Annotated in this window: 18 protein-coding genes; all 18 read right to left on the reverse strand. The window is 44.2% G+C overall.

All coding sequences use genetic code 11. From position 1 onward, the window contains the following. Positions 1 to 154: 154 nt before the first annotated feature. Positions 155 to 1,651, reverse strand: a complete 1,497-nt coding sequence (gene lysS / locus CU633_RS02800) for a lysine--tRNA ligase (protein ID WP_374703340.1) — start codon at positions 1,649 to 1,651, stop codon at positions 155 to 157. Between the two features lie 194 nt (positions 1,652 to 1,845). Continuing rightward, positions 1,846 to 2,847: a tRNA dihydrouridine synthase DusB gene (gene dusB / locus CU633_RS02805; protein ID WP_101658214.1), complete on the reverse strand. Its 1,002-nt coding sequence runs from the start codon at positions 2,845 to 2,847 to the stop codon at positions 1,846 to 1,848. A 15-nt stretch (positions 2,848 to 2,862) separates the two neighbouring features. Then, positions 2,863 to 3,093, reverse strand: a complete 231-nt coding sequence (locus CU633_RS02810) for a helix-turn-helix domain-containing protein (protein ID WP_101578916.1) — start codon at positions 3,091 to 3,093, stop codon at positions 2,863 to 2,865. Next, positions 3,045 to 3,575: a 2-amino-4-hydroxy-6-hydroxymethyldihydropteridine diphosphokinase gene (folK, locus tag CU633_RS02815; protein WP_101658215.1), complete on the reverse strand. Its 531-nt coding sequence runs from the start codon at positions 3,573 to 3,575 to the stop codon at positions 3,045 to 3,047. Before folK ends, CU633_RS02810 begins: the two co-directional genes overlap by 49 nt. Positions 3,576 to 3,578: 3 nt before the next feature. Beyond that, a complete protein-coding gene (gene folB / locus CU633_RS02820) occupies positions 3,579 to 3,938 on the reverse strand; it encodes a dihydroneopterin aldolase (protein ID WP_101658216.1) in 360 nt (119 codons plus the stop codon). Next, positions 3,931 to 4,770 carry a dihydropteroate synthase gene (folP, locus tag CU633_RS02825; protein ID WP_101658217.1) on the reverse strand — a complete coding sequence of 280 codons (840 nt, stop codon included), beginning with the start codon at positions 4,768 to 4,770 and terminating at the stop codon, positions 3,931 to 3,933. The genes folB and folP overlap by 8 nt, the downstream gene beginning before the upstream one ends. Before the next feature lie 11 nt (positions 4,771 to 4,781). Then, positions 4,782 to 5,642, reverse strand: coding sequence for an aminodeoxychorismate lyase (gene pabC, locus CU633_RS02830; protein WP_101658218.1), 861 nt, complete (start codon positions 5,640 to 5,642; stop codon positions 4,782 to 4,784). Further along, entirely contained in the window at positions 5,629 to 6,255 is a 627-nt protein-coding gene (gene pabA / locus CU633_RS02835) for an aminodeoxychorismate/anthranilate synthase component II (RefSeq protein ID WP_101658219.1), read from the reverse strand. The genes pabC and pabA overlap by 14 nt, the downstream gene beginning before the upstream one ends. Then, positions 6,239 to 7,654, reverse strand: coding sequence for an anthranilate synthase component I family protein (locus CU633_RS02840; protein ID WP_101658220.1), 1,416 nt, complete (start codon positions 7,652 to 7,654; stop codon positions 6,239 to 6,241). The genes pabA and CU633_RS02840 overlap by 17 nt, the downstream gene beginning before the upstream one ends. A gap of 128 nt (positions 7,655 to 7,782) precedes the next feature. Next, entirely contained in the window at positions 7,783 to 8,712 is a 930-nt protein-coding gene (cysK, locus tag CU633_RS02845) for a cysteine synthase A (RefSeq protein ID WP_101658221.1), read from the reverse strand. A gap of 163 nt (positions 8,713 to 8,875) precedes the next feature. After that, positions 8,876 to 9,751 (reverse strand): peptidylprolyl isomerase, encoded by an 876-nt coding sequence (locus CU633_RS02850; RefSeq protein WP_101658249.1) that lies wholly within the window; start codon positions 9,749 to 9,751, stop codon positions 8,876 to 8,878. Positions 9,752 to 9,775: 24 nt separating this feature from the next. Further along, on the reverse strand, positions 9,776 to 10,654 hold the full coding sequence (gene hslO, locus CU633_RS02855; protein WP_101658222.1) for an Hsp33 family molecular chaperone HslO: 879 nt from the start codon (positions 10,652 to 10,654) through the stop codon (positions 9,776 to 9,778). A gap of 8 nt (positions 10,655 to 10,662) precedes the next feature. Then, a complete protein-coding gene (locus tag CU633_RS02860) occupies positions 10,663 to 11,478 on the reverse strand; it encodes a type III pantothenate kinase (RefSeq protein ID WP_180954836.1) in 816 nt (271 codons plus the stop codon). Between the two features lie 203 nt (positions 11,479 to 11,681). Beyond that, positions 11,682 to 13,688, reverse strand: coding sequence for an ATP-dependent zinc metalloprotease FtsH (gene ftsH / locus CU633_RS02865; protein ID WP_101658224.1), 2,007 nt, complete (start codon positions 13,686 to 13,688; stop codon positions 11,682 to 11,684). Positions 13,689 to 13,819: 131 nt separating this feature from the next. Further along, positions 13,820 to 14,365, reverse strand: a complete 546-nt coding sequence (hpt, locus tag CU633_RS02870) for a hypoxanthine phosphoribosyltransferase (protein WP_101658225.1) — start codon at positions 14,363 to 14,365, stop codon at positions 13,820 to 13,822. Between the two features lie 22 nt (positions 14,366 to 14,387). Then, positions 14,388 to 15,776 carry a tRNA lysidine(34) synthetase TilS gene (gene tilS, locus CU633_RS02875; RefSeq protein WP_101658226.1) on the reverse strand — a complete coding sequence of 463 codons (1,389 nt, stop codon included), beginning with the start codon at positions 15,774 to 15,776 and terminating at the stop codon, positions 14,388 to 14,390. 121 nt (positions 15,777 to 15,897) lie between these two features. Beyond that, on the reverse strand, positions 15,898 to 16,869 hold the full coding sequence (locus tag CU633_RS02880) for a serine/threonine protein kinase (protein ID WP_101658227.1): 972 nt from the start codon (positions 16,867 to 16,869) through the stop codon (positions 15,898 to 15,900). Next, positions 16,838 to 17,575, reverse strand: a complete 738-nt coding sequence (locus tag CU633_RS02885; protein WP_101658228.1) for a VWA domain-containing protein — start codon at positions 17,573 to 17,575, stop codon at positions 16,838 to 16,840. The genes CU633_RS02880 and CU633_RS02885 overlap by 32 nt, the downstream gene beginning before the upstream one ends. Positions 17,576 to 17,590: the final 15 nt, after the last annotated feature.

A 17,590-nucleotide genomic window follows, 5' to 3' on the forward strand; every position in this document is an offset into this window, starting at 1 on the left:
CACCTATCCCTTAATGGGGTGCGGTTTCACTAAGTGTTGCATTTAATATTGCAATTTACGAAAGAAACAATTTTCCCACTAATTGATTGTCTTCTTAGCGAAAAGACATAAAAATAAAGCCCCAAATTCAGGGGCTTTGATTGTTATCGTTTGTTTATTTATGTCTCATTAATGGGAAGAGCAGGACATCCCTTATTGAAGGTGAGTTCGTTAACAGCATGACAAGACGGTCGATTCCTATTCCCAGGCCGCCGGTAGGAGGCATGCCGTACTCCAAAGCTTCAACAAAGTCTTCATCCATCATATGGGCTTCATCATTTCCCTGGTCACGTTCTTTAAGCTGTGCTTCAAAGCGTTCACGCTGGTCGATCGGATCATTTAGCTCTGTAAAAGCATTCGCATGTTCGCGAGCGACAATAAATAATTCAAAGCGATCTGTAAAGCGCGGGTCTTCATCATTCTTTTTGGCGAGCGGGGAAATCTCAACCGGATGTCCATAAATAAAAGTAGGTTGAATAAGCTTTTCTTCTACTTTTTGCTCAAAAAACTCATTGACGATATGGCCATATTGCATATTTTCATCGATTTCTACATTATGTGCTTTCGCCAGCTGTCTTGCTTCTTCAATGCTCATTTGCTTCCAAAAATCTGCTCCGGTATATTCCTTAATCGCATCAACCATGTGCAGCCGGGTCCATTCTGGCTTTAAATCCACTTCATAGTCCCCGTATTGGACGGTTGTTGATCCGGTCACTTCTTCGGCAATATGGGCAATCAGGTTTTCTGTCAACCTCATAATATCGCGATAATCAGCGTAGGCTTCATATAGCTCAATCATTGTAAATTCAGGATTATGGCGGGTTGAAACTCCTTCATTTCGGAACACACGGCCAATTTCATATACTTTTTCCAAGCCGCCGACAATCAGGCGTTTTAAATGAAGCTCAATCGCAATTCGCATAAACAATGGCATATCAAGTGCATTATGATGGGTAATAAACGGCCGCGCGGAAGCTCCGCCTGCAATGCTGTGCATCATCGGTGTTTCTACTTCCAGGTAACCGTGGTCATCCAAATAGCGGCGCATCGATTGAATAATGCGGCTGCGCGTAATAAATGTTGTCTTGCTTTCCTGGTTCATAATTAAATCCAGGTAGCGCTGCCGGTATCTCTGCTCGACATCCTTTAAACCATGGAATTTATCAGGCAGTGGGCGAAGCGATTTTGTCAGTAATTCAAAGCTTTCCGCTTTAACCGATAATTCTCCTACCTTTGTTTTAAATAACGTGCCGGTGACACCGACGATATCGCCAAGATCAGTTGTATCAAAAAGCTCGTATTGTTCTTCTCCTACTGCATCTTGTCTGACATAAATTTGGATCTGCCCTGTTAAGTCCTGCACATGGGCAAAGCCAGCCTTTCCTTTTCCACGTTTCGTCATGACCCGTCCGGCGATCGTCACGGAAATGTTTTTCTCTGCTATTTCTTCTTTTTCAAGCTCGCCATAACGACTCACTAATTCCTCGGCATTATGGGAACGCTCAAATCTTTTTCCGAAAGGATCGAGGCCTTTTTCACGAAGGCTGTTCATTTTTTCTCTTCTCACACGCAATTGGTCATTTAATTCTTCACTCACGCTCATCCACTCCATATTAAAAGTCACTTATAGACAGCCAGAAATATTTTTGTAAATACTCCGATTTTCATAGATACTATATTATTTTACACAAACTTATAAAAACAGACATCAAAAAGCAAATAAATAGAATAAAACTGCCAGCATAGGCACTGGCAGTTTCTTTTGCAATATACGTATTATAGAAAAAGAACGTCTCGGTGTCAAACTTAACCAACCCTGGAGTGGCTCTCCTCTTTGCTTTCAACCTCAAGTACTAAATTGTTTAACAGTGCAGCAAGTTCATCTCTTGTGTTGCATTCATTAATAGCGTTGCGGACTCTTGCGTTTCCACGGATCCCTTTCAAGTACCAGGCCGCATGCTTTCTCATTTCCCGGACAGCAATATCTTCATTTTTTAAAGCGATCAAACGGTCCAAATGGAGAAGACATACATCAATTTTTTCCCGAACAGACGGCTCGTCCATTAATTCCCCTGTTTCCAGATAGTTAACGGTACGATAAATCATCCATGGGTTGCCTAGTGCAGCCCTGCCGATCATAACACCGTCTACACCGGTTTCTTCAAGCATCCGTTTTGCATCTTGGGGAGTTTGAACATCCCCGTTTCCGATGACCGGAATATTGACTGATTGCTTTACTTCCCGAATAATATCCCAGTTTGCAGTACCTTCATACATTTGGACACGGGTCCGGCCATGAACCGCGACCGCTTTTCCGCCGGCCCTTTCGACTGCCTGGGCGTTTTTGACTGCATAAATATGCTCCTCATCCCAGCCGATGCGCATTTTTACTGTCACAGGCTTTTCAACTGCATCGACAACGGCAGAAACCATTTCATAAATTTTATTCGGGTCAAGCAGCCATTTAGCTCCCGCATCACATTTTGTAATTTTCGGGACTGGACAGCCCATGTTGATATCAATAATATCTGCATTCGTATTTCGATCGACATACTTGGCAGCCTGGACTAAAGTCTCTTTTTCACCACCAAATATCTGCAGGCTTAACGGTTTTTCACGCTCATCAATATAAAGCATGTCCATCGTTTTTTCGTTTTGGAATACGATCCCTTTATCGCTGACCATTTCAGCGCAGACCAGCCCTGCTCCGAATTCCTTGACCGTCAGCCTGAATGCCGAGTTGCACACACCGGCCATCGGGGCAAGAACAACGGGATTTTTCATGGTGATATCACCGATTTTAAGCATTTTTTTACCTCCTTTTTAAGATTGGTCTTCTCTATCGTGATCCTCAGGCGGAGTTAATTCTTCTCTATTTATATTTAAAAGATGGGCCGCACGGTGAAGAAACTCCTCCGTTGGCATCCGGTTACCTCTTTCTATTTCGCCGAGGATGGATACTGAAACACCCAGTCCTTTAGCAAAACCGTCTTGTGTAAACCCTTTTAGCTTTCGAAAAGCGCGAATACGTCTTCCCCATTTTTCTGCTTCCATATTCGAACTCCTTCTTTGTCAGATAGTCCTTCCAACCAACATTCAAGCATCTGGATGTCCACGACCGGAGGCATGCTGTTGCGGCCAACCTCAACAAGAGGTATGAGCACAAAAGCTCTTTCCTGAATCCGAGGGTGAGGAATGATTAGTTTCTCTGTTTCAATATTTTCTTGGTTATAGAGGAGAATGTCAAGATCTATTGTCCGGGGTCCCCATAATATTTCCCTTTTCCTGCCAAGAAGCTGTTCGATATTTAAACAGGCATCCAATAGTTCATGTGGGTTCAACCCCGTTGTGATCTGGATTACTAAGTTTAAAAATTTATCTTGTTCCAGATAGCCGATCGGTTCTGTTTCATAAATCGACGAATTATTTACCACGTGAATTTGTTTATGGTTTTCTAAATGGACAATCGCTTTCCTCAAATATTCGGCCCGGTCTCCCAAATTGGATCCCAGCCCGATAAAGGCGGTATTTTCCATCGTTTATCTTCCCCTTGTAATTTCAACAGCAACCGATTCATAATGGCCTGGAATCGGTGGGTCAGGCTTGATTACCTTCACAGTACAATTTTCGACCGCATCAAATTGTCCGAGAATACGTGCAGCAATTGTTTCTGCGACCGCTTCGACCAGCTTGAACGGCTGTCCTTCGACGACTGCCCGGCAAGCTTGATAAAGCTCTGCATAGTTGATTGAATCATCAAGGCTGTCAGTTTTTCCGGCTTTTTCTAAATTCAATTCGACAGTAAGATCGACGATAAACCGCTGCCCGAGCTTTGTTTCTTCAGGGAAAACTCCATGATAGCCGTAAAACTCCATCTTATTGACGAAAATTTTATCCATTATGCTCTCCTTTTCCAATCAGGGCATCCATCATTCTCGCTACCCGGCTCATTTCCTTCACATCATGGATGCGGATCATCTGGCAGCCCATTTGAATACCGTAACAGACGGTTGCCGCCGTCCCTTCCATTCGTTCTGTGACGGGAAGATCGAGAACCTGGCCAATCATCGACTTCCTTGATGTTCCGAGCAAAACCGGATAGCCCAGGCCAACGAGTTTATCCAAATTGCGCATCATTTCGAGATTAAGCGAAAAATCTTTCGCAAATCCGACCCCGGGATCGAGGATGATTCGTTCATCTTTCACACCCGCCTTTTTTGCAAGCATAATGCTTTCATACAAATCATTGACGACATCGCGGAAAAAATGCCGGTAATCGCGATTATCCCTATTGTGCATTAAAATAATCGGCACATCAAATTCCGCGGCAACAGAAGCCATTTCCTTATCCGCCTTTGCGCCCCATACATCGTTTATAATATGGGCGCCCGCTTTTATGGCGCGCCTTGCCGTTTCTGCTTTGTACGTATCGATCGAGATCGGGACCTTCACCGCTGCTGAAACGGCTTCAATAACCGGAATCACTCTGTCCAGCTCTTCTTGCAAGCTGACCGGATTGCCGCCGGGCCTCGTCGATTCACCGCCGATATCGATAATATCTGCACCATGCGCAACCATTTCTTCCGCCCGCTCCACCGCTTTATCAACCGCATAAAAACGCCCGCCATCAGAGAACGAGTCCGGGGTGATATTTAAAATCCCCATCACGATCGTTTTCTTTTGATAGTCCAGCGTGTAAGGACCAGCTTGTATTTTATCTTGTCCCGTCATTGAAAAGCCTCCTATCCAAGCTCTTTCCTGCTCCATAAAGATTGGCAGCCGTTTCGGTATTCTTGATGAAGAAGCGAAACAAGCTGACCGTCGCTTCCAATTAGTCGTTTCCCATTAAAAGAGGAGAGGGGGACGATCTCCTGAATCGAATTCGTAATAAACATCTCTTCCGCTTTCTCCGCATCGCCTGGCCTGAAAAAGCCTTCTTCCGTTTTATAGCCGAGCGTATCCGCAAGCCGAAGAATATATTGCCTTGTAATTCCATTTAATATCCCCGTCTGTAGAGAAGGAGTGAAAAGGGTATCCCCGATAAACCAAAAAAGGTTTGAAACAATTCCTTCGGCTAAATACCCTTTGTCTGTTAAAAAAATTCCTTCGACATCATGATCGTCACCCAGTTCGCGTCTGGCGAGCATATTATTTAAAAAATGGTGTGATTTTAGCCGTTCCGAACCTTCAGGTGTATTTCTCGCCAATTTCAGGAGCACTGCTTTTTTTTCGGCCATGCGTCCCGCTGGAGGAAGCGGCCTTGAAAATATCAAAAGATTGGGTTGCGGATAAGCATCTGTTTGCAGCCCAATTTCTCCAATTCCAGCTGATACATTTATGCGGATATTGGCATTTTCAAAACCATTTTCCGTTAAAACGACTTGTATAGCGTCGTTGATTTCCCTTCGTGTATACTGTGCGTTAATGTTAAGGGCCTTGAGGCCGCGGTTCAGCCGTTCAAGATGGTCATCGAGCAAAAAGGGATGGTGTTCGTAAACCCTGATTGTCTCAAACAGTCCGATTCCATATAAAAAGCCATGGTCAAAAGGAGAGATCGTAACATCTTCTTTTTTTATAAGTTCGCCATTTTTATATATAAACATCCCTGTTACCTTCCCATGCCAATAGTAAAGGCTGAACCGGCACACCCCGATAATGGACAAGAAAATTTTCCAGCAGCTTTTTTCCATCCTTGGTCATGATCGATTCAGGATGGAACTGAACACCTTCAATCGGATGCTCTTTATGGCGGATTCCCATTATTTCTCCCGCTTCTGTCCAGGCCGAGATTTCAAAGCAATCAGGAAGGGTGTCTTTTTTCACAATGAGCGAGTGGTACCTCGTTGCTGAAAAAGGGTTGGGAATCCCGGTAAAGATCGTTTTTCCATCATGAAAAACTTCCGAAGTTTTGCCATGCATGAGGCGTTCTGCTTGAACGACTTCTCCGTTAAACACCTGGGCAATCGACTGATGCCCGAGGCAAACACCAAAAATCGGCATTTTTCCGGCAAAATGGCGGATCGCATCTTGGCTGATTCCCGCCTCATTCGGACTGCATGGTCCTGGTGAAATCATCAGAAATTTTGGCTGCAACTTTTCAATCTCCGCCAATGTTATTTCATCATTTCTTTTAACAACAAGTTTTTCTCCCAATTCTCCCAAGTACTGAACCAGATTATATGTAAAGGAATCATAGTTATCAATCATTAAAATCATGCTCATCACCTTCTGCCATTTCTTTTGCTTTCCAAAGGGCAAACGCTTTTTTTAACGATTCTTTATACTCATTTTTTGGATTTGAATCGATGACAATTCCGGCTCCGGCCTGAACATGGGCGATTCCATCTTTGACGAGCATCGTCCGGATAATAATATTTAATTCCAGATCTCCATTAAAACCGATCCATCCCATCGATCCGGTATACGGCCCCCTTCTTACAGGTTCAAGCTCTTCAATAATTTCCATCGTGCGAATCTTCGGCGCGCCGGTGATTGTCCCTCCCGGAAAAACCGCATCAATCAAATCAAATCCGTCTTTCCCATCAGCCAGCTTACCGCGGACGTTAGAGACGATATGCATAACATGCGAGTATTTTTCGATAACCATAAACTCGTTGACCTCAACGGAACCGTATTCACATACTCTCCCCAGGTCGTTTCTTTCTAAATCCACCAACATCACATGCTCGGCACGTTCCTTTTCATTCCCGATTAATTCGCTGGCAAGTGTGAGGTCCTCATCTTCATCTTTCCCCCGTGAGCGAGTCCCGGCGATCGGACGGGTACTCACTTCCAGCCCTTTCTTCTTAACAAGAAGCTCCGGGGAAGCACTGACAAGCTGGAAGCCCGGCGTGTGGAAATAACCCATATATGGGGAAGGATTCAGCAGCCTCAGCTTTGCATATACATCAATAGCCGAAACTTGAAGAGGTTTTGACTGGCGAACTGACAGATTAACCTGGAACACGTCACCCTGGGAAACATAGTTCTGAATCTTTTCGACAGCCTCAATAAAATCCGCTTCCGTTAACGACATCGCTATATCATCTGTCTTTATTAACCGCATGGCCTTATTGATATTCTCTGGACCAGCAGACCATTGCTGCTCCCATAACGCTGCCCTCTTTTCCGCTTCCCGGTATTCTCCTTCTTCATATAAACTCAGCAGGAATAATTCATTCCTTTCGTGATCAAAGACAAACCACTCTTTATAAATAAAGAAATAAATATCCGGTATCAATAAGTCATCAACAGCTTTAGCAGGAAGCCGTTCAATTTGCCGTGCATAATCATAATTTATGAAGCCTATCGCTCCACCCTGAAAGTCGGGAAATTCAGGCGCGGCCTCGACTATATAATTACCCAGCCAAGATTTTAAAAGATGAAGCGGATTTCCTTGAAGCGTTTCCGTTCCCGCTCCTGTCTGGATCAACAGCTCATTCCCTTTACCGTAAAAAATCGTCTCTGGAACCAAACCTGCAATGCTGTAATGCCCGCCGCGCCCGCTCTCGAGGAGAACGTGATGGCTCATTTCCCTCGTTAAAAAGCTGTATTGGCTAAAAAAACGTTCGATCGTATAAGGGATGTTTTTTGAAAAAATCTTAAGCTGTTTCAAAGGCCATTCCTCCTAAATCGTCTCTTTCCCATCATACATGAAGTAGGCGCAGCTTTCATTCTTAAAATCAGATAGGTAAAAATTTATATTAGAAAAGGCAAAAGCGCGATGCTTTTGCCTTACAGACATTATTCGGTTTCAAATTGGTACAGCGGAGTGCTTAAATAGCGCTCTCCGTTACTTGGAATGATCGCTAAAACCTTTTTGCCTGCACCGAGCTCTTTTGCTACTTTAAGTGCTGCATAGATCGCTGCGCCTGAAGAAATTCCACCGAGGATTCCTTCTTCTTTTGCAGCACGGCGGGCATATTCAAAAGCTTGATCGTTCGTTACCTGGATGACTTCATCATAGATTCCAGTGTCGAGAATATCTGGTACAAAGCCTGCACCAATTCCCTGAATTTTATGAGGGCCCGGCTTTCCTCCGGATAATACCGGTGAGTCCGTTGGCTCGACAGCATAAATTTTCACATCCGGGTATTTGTCGCGGAGCACTTGTCCTGCTCCAGTAATCGTGCCGCCTGTTCCGATTCCAGAAATAAAAGCGTCCAATTGGTCGCCCATTTGCTCGACAATTTCTTTTCCTGTCGTTCTTTTGTGAACTTCAGGATTCGCTTCGTTTTTAAATTGCTGTGGCATAAAATAACCTTGTTCATTCGCAAGCTCTTCTGCTTTGCGAATTGCGCCGCCCATACCTTCAGGACCAGGGGTAAGAACGAGCTCTGCACCATATGCACGCAGCAGGTTTCTCCGTTCCATGCTCATTGTTTCCGGCATAACAATGACTGTTTTGTAGCCTTTGGCAGCCGCAATCATCGCAAGGCCGATCCCTGTATTTCCGCTGGTTGGTTCAATAATCGTATCGCCCGGCTTCAAAACCCCTTTTTCTTCAGCGGCTTCAATCATAGCGAGGGCAATCCGGTCCTTGACACTGCTTCCCGGATTCATATACTCAAGCTTAACATAAACTTCTGCACTGTTTTCTTCAACCAAACGGTTTAGTTTTACGATCGGGGTTTGCCCGACTAACTCAGCAATCGAATTTGCAACACGAACCATGACTTCCACTCCTTAATCCGAGTATTTTTATTGGTTTTATTAAAATTTACCAATCTTTAGGTCGGCTGTCAATCATTTTGCGAATTTTTAAAACGGTTCGTTCCGCCAATCATCATGAAAAGCCCTCTTTGCTCAAAGATGGGCTTTCATATGCTTCACCTAATTATTCCATGCCTCCGTAAAACCAATCTACGTCTGCCTCATCCCAGATAGTTTTTGCGGATGCAGGCATGTCCATTTGCTCAAGAGCAAGCTGCCTTCTAATCTCTGATTTGACCTCTTCATATGAATACTTCTTTCCAGGAATTTGTTCATGTAAAAACAAAATAATATAGCCTTCCGCTGTTTTGACCGGTTTGCTCCAGGTTTTAGTTTTTAGTCGCTGAATTTGTTCCATTACCGACTTGTCGATCCGGTCATCCGCTTCGCTCACAAACCCGAGATCCCCGCCTTTGTTAGCGGAAAATTCATCAATGGACCGCTCCATCGCCAATGCGGCAAAACTCGAACCCTGTTCCAATTCCTTGATCGTCTCGTCTGCATCCTCTTTCGTTTTCACGACAATTTGTGAGACGTGATAGGAAGGAGGAATATTAAATAAGCCGCTGTTCTGCTCATAAAATGTTTTTATTTCCTCCTCCTTGACCACAGCATCCCTTGTTAAAAGCTCCTCAAGTAATAGTTGATGTTCTATCTGCCGTCTCAGCTGCCCCTCATCGGCTGTTTGGCCGTCATAGGTGCGGTATATTGTTTTGATCATCAACAATTCCCTGTCAATTTCATCCTTCGGAATCTCGATTTTGTATTTCTCAGCAAGGTGCTCAACCACCTTTTTATCTACAAGCGCAGTTAAAATATCTTTTCCGTGGCTTGCTTCCATTTCCTGCAGCCACTCTTCTCTTGTGATTGATTCCTTTCCAATCGTTGCAACGGTTTCATCACCCGCGTCAGGTAAAGACCGCCCAAGAAAAAATAATAACGTGAAAATGTTTAAAATAATCAAGCCTGCTATTACCCACCACAGCTGCTTTTTCCCCAACGGTTCTTCCCCCAACATATAAGCTTATTTTGATTGTGCTTTAATCTCCTCAAGCTCTTCTTTTGTAAAATGATACGTTTCGTTGCAGAAATGGCATTGTGCTTCCGCTTTGCCATCTTCTTCAATCATATCATTGATTTCAGCTGCCCCTAAGCTAATAATGGCAGCGGCGAAGCGTTCCTTCGAACAGTTGCATTGAAATGATACAGGAAGCGTCTCAAGGAATTTTACATGATCCTTTCCGAAAAGCTCTTCCAACAACTGCTCCGGTGACAGCCCTTGTTTAATCAGTTTTGAAATCGGCGGAATTTCTTTAAGCCTGTTTTCTATAAATGTAATCGTATCATCTTCAGCACCAGGCATAACCTGGAGGATGAACCCGCCAGCAGCCAAAACGGAATTATCCGGATTCACTAAGACCCCGACTCCTACGGAGGACGGAACCTGTTCTGATGTCGTTAAATAATAAGTAAAGTCTTCCCCCAACTCGCCGGAAACGATCGGAACCTGACCCGTAAAATGTTCGCGCATTCCGAGATCTTTCACAACAGTAACGGTTCCTTCTGTCCCGACTGCTCTGCGGACATCAAGCTTGCCGTTTTCGTTCAAGTCAAAATGGACATGCGGATTAGATACATAACCCCGTGCATGGCCCTTCGCATTGCTGTCTACAAGCACCAGTCCGATTGGACCGCCGCCTTCTATTTTTATTGTCAGTTTGTCCTCGCCTTTTAGCATCGCACCCATCATAACTGCTGCTGTCATCGTTCTGCCTAAGGCGGCGGATGCGACCGGCCACATATGGTGGCGCCGCTTGGCTTCGCCGACCATGTCTGTGCTTTTTACTGCATATGCACGCACTTGCCCATTGAAAGCGAGCGCTTTAACTAAATAATCATTCATTACTATTTTTAACCCCTTTCGATTTCCAAGCCGTGAACTTCTGGTCCATTTTTTAGACTCCCCATATTTCGCTTATAAATTAATTGAAGTCCCTTCAGCGTTAAAAATGGATCGATGATGTTAATGATTTCAGATTCTTTCGCGATTAAATTAGCCAGTCCCCCCGTTGCAATAACAAGCGGATCCTGCCGGCTGTGAAGCTTCATTCGTTTAACAATTCCCTCAACCTGGCCAACATAACCATAAAAAATCCCCGCTTGCATTGCGGCAACGGTATTCTTTCCGATAATTTCATCCGGCCTGACAATTTCAATCCTCGGGAGCTTCGCTGCTTTGGAATACAGCGCTTCTGTTGAGATGCTGATGCCCGGGGCAATAGCACCCCCCATGTACTGTTTACGCTCATTAATATAACAGTACGTAGTTGCGGTTCCAAAGTCGACGATAATAAGCGGGCTTCCATATTCATGGATGGCCGCAACTGCATTAACAATCCGGTCCGCCCCAACTTCCCGGGGATTTTCATACTTAATATTCAAACCTGTTTTAATGCCAGGTCCTACAACGAGAGGCTTCAGGTTAAAATATTTTTGGCACATTCTTTCGAGAACAAACATGATCGGTGGGACAACTGAAGAGATAATAATTCCATCTATATCTGAAAATGAAAGTTTTTCGTGTTGAAATAAGGCTTTTATCAGCATTCCATATTCATCTTCGGTTTTGGAACGGTTTGTTTCTATCCGCCAATGGTGCTTTAACTCATCCCCCGCAAAGACTCCGAGCACCATATTTGTATTTCCAATATCAAAAACAAAGATCAACAAACTCACCACTTTATTATATAATCGTTTTTTTCACTGCCCATCATAACACAGATTCCAAACAGGTTGCGAAAATAACATATCACAGCTCCGGGAATTGTTTCGATAACCTAAGAGTTTAAAATGTGCGCAAAAAAAGGATGCCCTTTTAAGAGCACCCTGTTTTACATTTGCTGTTTAAAACATAAGCGAAGTTGTTTCATTTAAGAACCTCGGTGTTCTTCGTCAATATCTCCTGGTTCATCCGGACGCTTTCCTGCTGGAATTTCCGTGATGCCCCCGTTGTCTTGCGGAGGAACTTCGCCATCCTTTTTAGTATTAATATTCACCTTGATATCGCCGTTATCCCCTGTTTCAGAAGACGAAACTGGACGTTCGGGCAACTTGCCGTTTTCAACTAAATACTTGATCTGTTCAGCGTCAAGTGTTTCGACTTCCAATAGCGTATTGGCGATTAAATCAAGCTTATCGCGATTCTCTGTGAGAACATTTTTTGCTTTTTCATAACAATCTTTAATGATCCGCTGAATTTCAAGATCGATTTCATAAGCAATCTTATCAGAGTAGTTTTGCTCATTATGGATATCACGGCCAAGGAAAACCTGTCCGCCTTGACCCTGCCCAAACTGAAGCGGCCCCAGCTTCTCACTCATCCCATATTCTGTTACCATCCGGCGTGCGATTCCTGTTGCACGCTGGAAGTCATTATGGGCTCCTGTGCTCACTTCGCCAAAGACAACTTCTTCGGCTACACGCCCGCCCAGCAAACCAACAATTTTGTCAAGCAGCTCGGGCTTTGTCATAATATAACGATCCTCTTTCGGCAGCATGACAGCATAGCCGCCTGCCTGTCCACGAGGGACAATCGTGACTTTGTGAACAATTTCAGCTTCATCAAGCATTAAGCCAATAACGGTATGGCCCGCTTCATGGAAAGCAACAATTTTACGTTCTTTTGCTGAAACGACACGGCTCGTTTTTGCCGGACCGGCAATGACCCGATCTGTCGCTTCATCGATATCGGCCATGTCAACCTTCTTCTTGTTTTGGCGGGCCGCTACAAGCGCAGCCTCGTTCAATAGATTTTCCAAATCAGCTCCGGAGAATCCCGGTGTCCGCGCAGCAATGCTTTTTAAGTTTACCGACTCATCAAGCGGTTTATTGCGGGCATGAACTTTAAGGACCGCTTCCCGCCCATTAACATCCGGCCGGTCAACCGTAATCTGGCGGTCAAAACGTCCCGGACGCAATAACGCCGGATCTAAAATGTCAGGTCTGTTTGTAGCTGCAATGATGATAATCCCTTCGTTTGCACCAAAACCATCCATTTCAACAAGGAGCTGGTTTAATGTTTGCTCACGCTCATCATGGCCTCCGCCCAAACCGGCACCGCGCTGGCGTCCGACTGCATCAATCTCATCAATAAAAATAATACACGGCGCATTTTTCTTGGCTGTTTCAAATAAATCACGAACACGGGATGCACCAACCCCGACAAACATTTCAACAAAATCTGATCCGCTTATGGAGAAAAACGGAACACCCGCTTCACCGGCCACAGCCCGGGCAAGCAGCGTTTTCCCTGTACCTGGAGGGCCTACTAAAAGGACTCCTTTCGGAATACGCGCTCCAAGTTCCGCAAATTTGCGGGGATCTTTTAAAAACTCAACCACTTCGACAAGCTCTTGTTTTTCTTCATCCGCACCCGCAACATCTTTGAAACGGACCTTTTTCTTATCTTCGTTGTAAAGCTTCGCCTTGCTTTTACCGAAGTTCATCACGCGGCTGCCGCCGCCCTGGGCCTGGTTCAGCAAGAAGAAGAACAAGATAAAGATGATGACAAAAGGAATAATCGACGTAAAGAATGTTACCCAGCCGCTCGTTTCTTTGGCAGGCATTATTTCAACGATGTCAATTTCCCCGGCTGCTGCCGCTTCGTTAATGCGGTCAAGAACAGTGTCGCTCGGCCAAATATAAGTCGAGAAATACTCGTCTTCTTTATATCCTTCGAGTTGTCCGCGCACCTCATAAACGCCCCTTACAGGCTCTGTGGAAAGACGCTCTATCTTTCCGTTTTCCAGGTGCTCGACAAATGTGTCGTAAGATATATCTTTTGTTGGTTCGTTGGTTCCGCTAAAAAAGCTCACAACGCCAATTATGACTAGAAATATTAATAAATAAAAGATGGTATTACGGAAGATCCGATTCATCTCTTACCTCCTCCCACAGTAAACAAACTATATAAAATAGTATCATAGAAAATCATGCCGATACAAGGAATAACCCTTGCGTAAACGCTTATTTCTCATGACAGCCTAAAACTCTTCTTCATAGCTTTTACTCATTCATTATTGCTGTATACCTCTGGTTTTAACACTCCAATATATGGAAGATTACGGTACTTTTCTGCATAATCGAGACCGTAACCGACTACAAATTCGTCAGGAACGATAAATCCTACATAATCAGCGCTAATATCAGCCTTTCTTCCGGATGGCTTATCAAGCAGCGTGACAATCTTGATTGATTTTGCTTTTCGGTAGCGAAACAACTCAACCAGATAGCTCAATGTTAAGCCGCTGTCGATAATATCTTCGATAATTAAAATATCCCTGCCTTCCACCGATGTGTCCAAATCCTTTAAGATTTTTACTTCACCGGAAGAAACCATCGCATTGCCGTAGCTTGAAACGTCCATAAAGTCCATTTCAAGATAGGTATCAATTCGTTTTAAAAGATCGCCCATAAAAGGCAAAGCTCCCTTTAAAACACCGATTGCGAGCGGGAAACGGTCTTGATATTCTGCTGTTAACTCGACGGCAAGATCCTTTATTTTTTCCTGGATCTCCTCTTCCGAAATGAGAATTTTTTCAATATCATTGTGCATAAATGGTGTGCCCCCTAGAAGATCATTGCTTTTTATATGTTAACAGGATGTAGCTTGCATCGCCGGATTTCTTGATAGGCAGGCTTGATTTTTTCAAGCCGGGCAGCCAGATGATATTGCCATCCTTATCCGTGACAATCGGCCATTCTTCCCGTTCGGACAGCGGAATCTTACTATCAATAAAGATAGCCTTTATCTTTTTTGTCCCTTTCATTCCTTTGATCGACATACGATCGCCATTCTTCCTGGTCCTGACGATAATCGGGAACTGGACAGCCCCGCTTTGAAAACAAAAACGGTCCAACCCGTTATCGGAACCGCAATCTTCCACGGTTTCTACCGTGATAACCCCGCCATTTGGTAAAGTCACTGTTCCTGTTTTTGTAATTTCTATATAAAAAGGATGTCTTTCGGCCTTTTCAAACTGAAAATGACAATCATCATAAGAACGGACAACTTTTAGGTCTTTAGGGAAATCCAGTGTTCCGGAAGGATGAGGACTGCTAAACAGTGAAAGAACTTGATCAATATGTATAGCAGAAAGAGAAGCAGGTTTTTCCTGATAAAGATAGTTTAATATTAGTTGAATCCCTCTCCTTTGTAAAGGCATTGACATTGCGCGAAACGTTTTGCGGTCGATCGTGATTTCACCGGGATCCTTCTTCTTGATTACTGTTTTCATTTTTTGGACAGTTAATTCGTGCAGCAGCTCTTCATCGTCCTCCAGCTCCTCGCTAAAACGCTGGAATTGCTCATGGACGCGTGGATTTTCATCCTTTAAAAACGGCAGGACGTTTATCCGAAACCGGTTTCGCAAATAAATGCTTTTCTCATTGCTCCGGTCCCTGCGCGGCTCGAGGTCATGCCTCTGACAATAATCCTCAATGTCCTGCTTGGAAACACACAAGAACGGCCTGATAATTTCCCGATTGGCAAAGGGACGTTTAAATAAAATACCGGCTCTTGCCATTCCTGTGCTTCCTCTTGTAAGCCTCATCAGTATCGTTTCGATTTGGTCATCACCATGATGGCCAAGTGCAAGAAGATCAATATCATGCTTTTTGATTACTTGATCATAAAAATCGTAGCGGCAATCGCGCGCCGCAGTTTGCGAGCTTTTTCCGGTTCTCTCCATATATTCTGCCACATTGATTTGTGCCATTTCAAATGGAATATTGCGCTGAAAACAAAAGTCCTTTACAAACATCGCTTCCGCATATGATTCGTCTCCACGGAACATATGGTCAACATGAGCGGCCATTACAGTATGTCCCCAGTTCGCCTGCCTGCTCCAAAGGTAATGAAGCAAAGCAAGAGAGTCGGGCCCGCCTGAGACCCCTATCAGAATCCGCTTTCCCCGCAAATTTTGTCCATGGCTTTCAAGAAAATCCTCTACCTTTTTTTCTAACATTGTAATCTTCCTTAGGCTTTCAAAAATATTTAGTTCCATTTACCCGTTATGCCGTATTCAAAAAACAAAAATGAAAAATTTTCTTATTCTTACCTATGTACGAGTTAAACATAAAAAGGTTTCATAAAATTTGCCCATACACGTAAAGAGCATAAAGAATAAAAATAACAAAAATAATTAAGACTGTCTCGGTTAGACTGCCCTTCTTTTTTTGTTTTTTATAAGTCTGGCGGCTTGGAGCCTGTCCAGTCCCCCGGCTCGAAACTGCACGAGGAACACCTTTATTTTGATCACGGCGGTTTATATCTATAATATCATGCCTCATCGCTGCTGCCGATTGATATTGCCCTTGAAGAGCCTTCTTGATGATGCTTTCATAGCTGTGAAGCTCACTTTTTTGCCTGACCGCTGAAATTAGCTGGTTAAGACCCCCGGATGTTTTTAAAAACCTTTTTGGATAGGCGGTATTAATGATGATCATTCCGGCGGCAAACAAGTCATACGCCGGATCCGCTTTCCGCGACCCCAAACCCCAGTAGCCCCTGTCGTAAAACTCGGTAAACTCTTTAATTGCTCTTCCTTGCATCGTTGTTCCGCCAACATCAATACACCTGATTGTCGGAGGAGGGCCGGTAATAATTAAGTTTTCCGGCTTTAAATCCCCAAATACCCAGCCTTTTTGATGGAGCTTTTCGAGATCTGATAAAAGCTGGAGCATTAAGACGCTTACCCACGCTTTCCCTTTTTGCTGGATAAAGGACATAAAATCCGGACCATGAATATACTCCATCGTATAGAAAGGGATTTTGCCTGTTTTCGTTTCCCAATCATCAACATCGAGCAAAGAAGGCCCAAGGGCTAAACCCTGGGCCTTTGCAAACGATTTCAACACATTGACCTCGGAGGTTATCGACATTCCGTTATCGCTCATTTTGATTGCAACATGCTGGTTTCGAAATTTCGCTAAATAAACAATCCCATTCGCTCCATAGCCCAGCTCTTTTATGATTGTATAACGGTTTCCGTGCCATTTCCCTTTTACGGTCGTCCCCGGGGTTACTTTACATTGATTCTTCAAAGAATTGTTCATCATCACGGGAAAGCAGACTCCTTAACGAACGTTTTTTCCTGAATGACGTTAGCGCTTCGCGGATTGCCGGACCGGTAGGAGTCATTCCTCCTGTCGACAGCTTTGAAAAAATGCTTGTCAGAGATTCAAGCTTTGGTGTCCAATCCAATAATTTTTCGACATCATTCCTTTTCCCGGGAAATACAAATACCGAAAAATGATTATCTCCTGTGCGCGCATTCAAGCTGAGCGACAAGTCCAACAATGCTTCTTTTACTGTTGGCAGCTTATGTTTCATGCTTGCGCTTGTGTCGACAAGAATCAACACTTCTAATTCAACCTTTTCTCCCAGCTCATCAACAACCTCCATCACCTCTCCTCGTTTTTCAGGCGGGAGATCCTCGACCGTTTGCGAGCGGCCAAGAATTTGCTGGAGCTCCTTATTCACAACGCCTTGCAGTGTTTGAGTCATCGCTTTTCTCGTTACCATTTGCACGGTCTGGGAAAGCTGCCGGGCATAGACGACCTGGCTGACGCCGCCCCCCGACATGGCAATGTTGTCGATTTCTTTCATACCTTGTTCATCTATTACATCCTGTTCCATCACTCCAATAACATTGACCGTTATTCCCTGTTCCTTTGCTAACGCCGCCATCGCGACCGGGTCTTCCCCGTGATTCGAACATCCATCAGTGATAAGTAAAATTTGTTTCAATGTTCCTGTTTTCATAGAGTTTTCCCCTCC

The organism is Bacillus sp. V3-13, from assembly GCF_002860165.1.
Lineage (GTDB): Bacteria > Bacillota > Bacilli > Bacillales > Cytobacillaceae > Bacillus_BJ.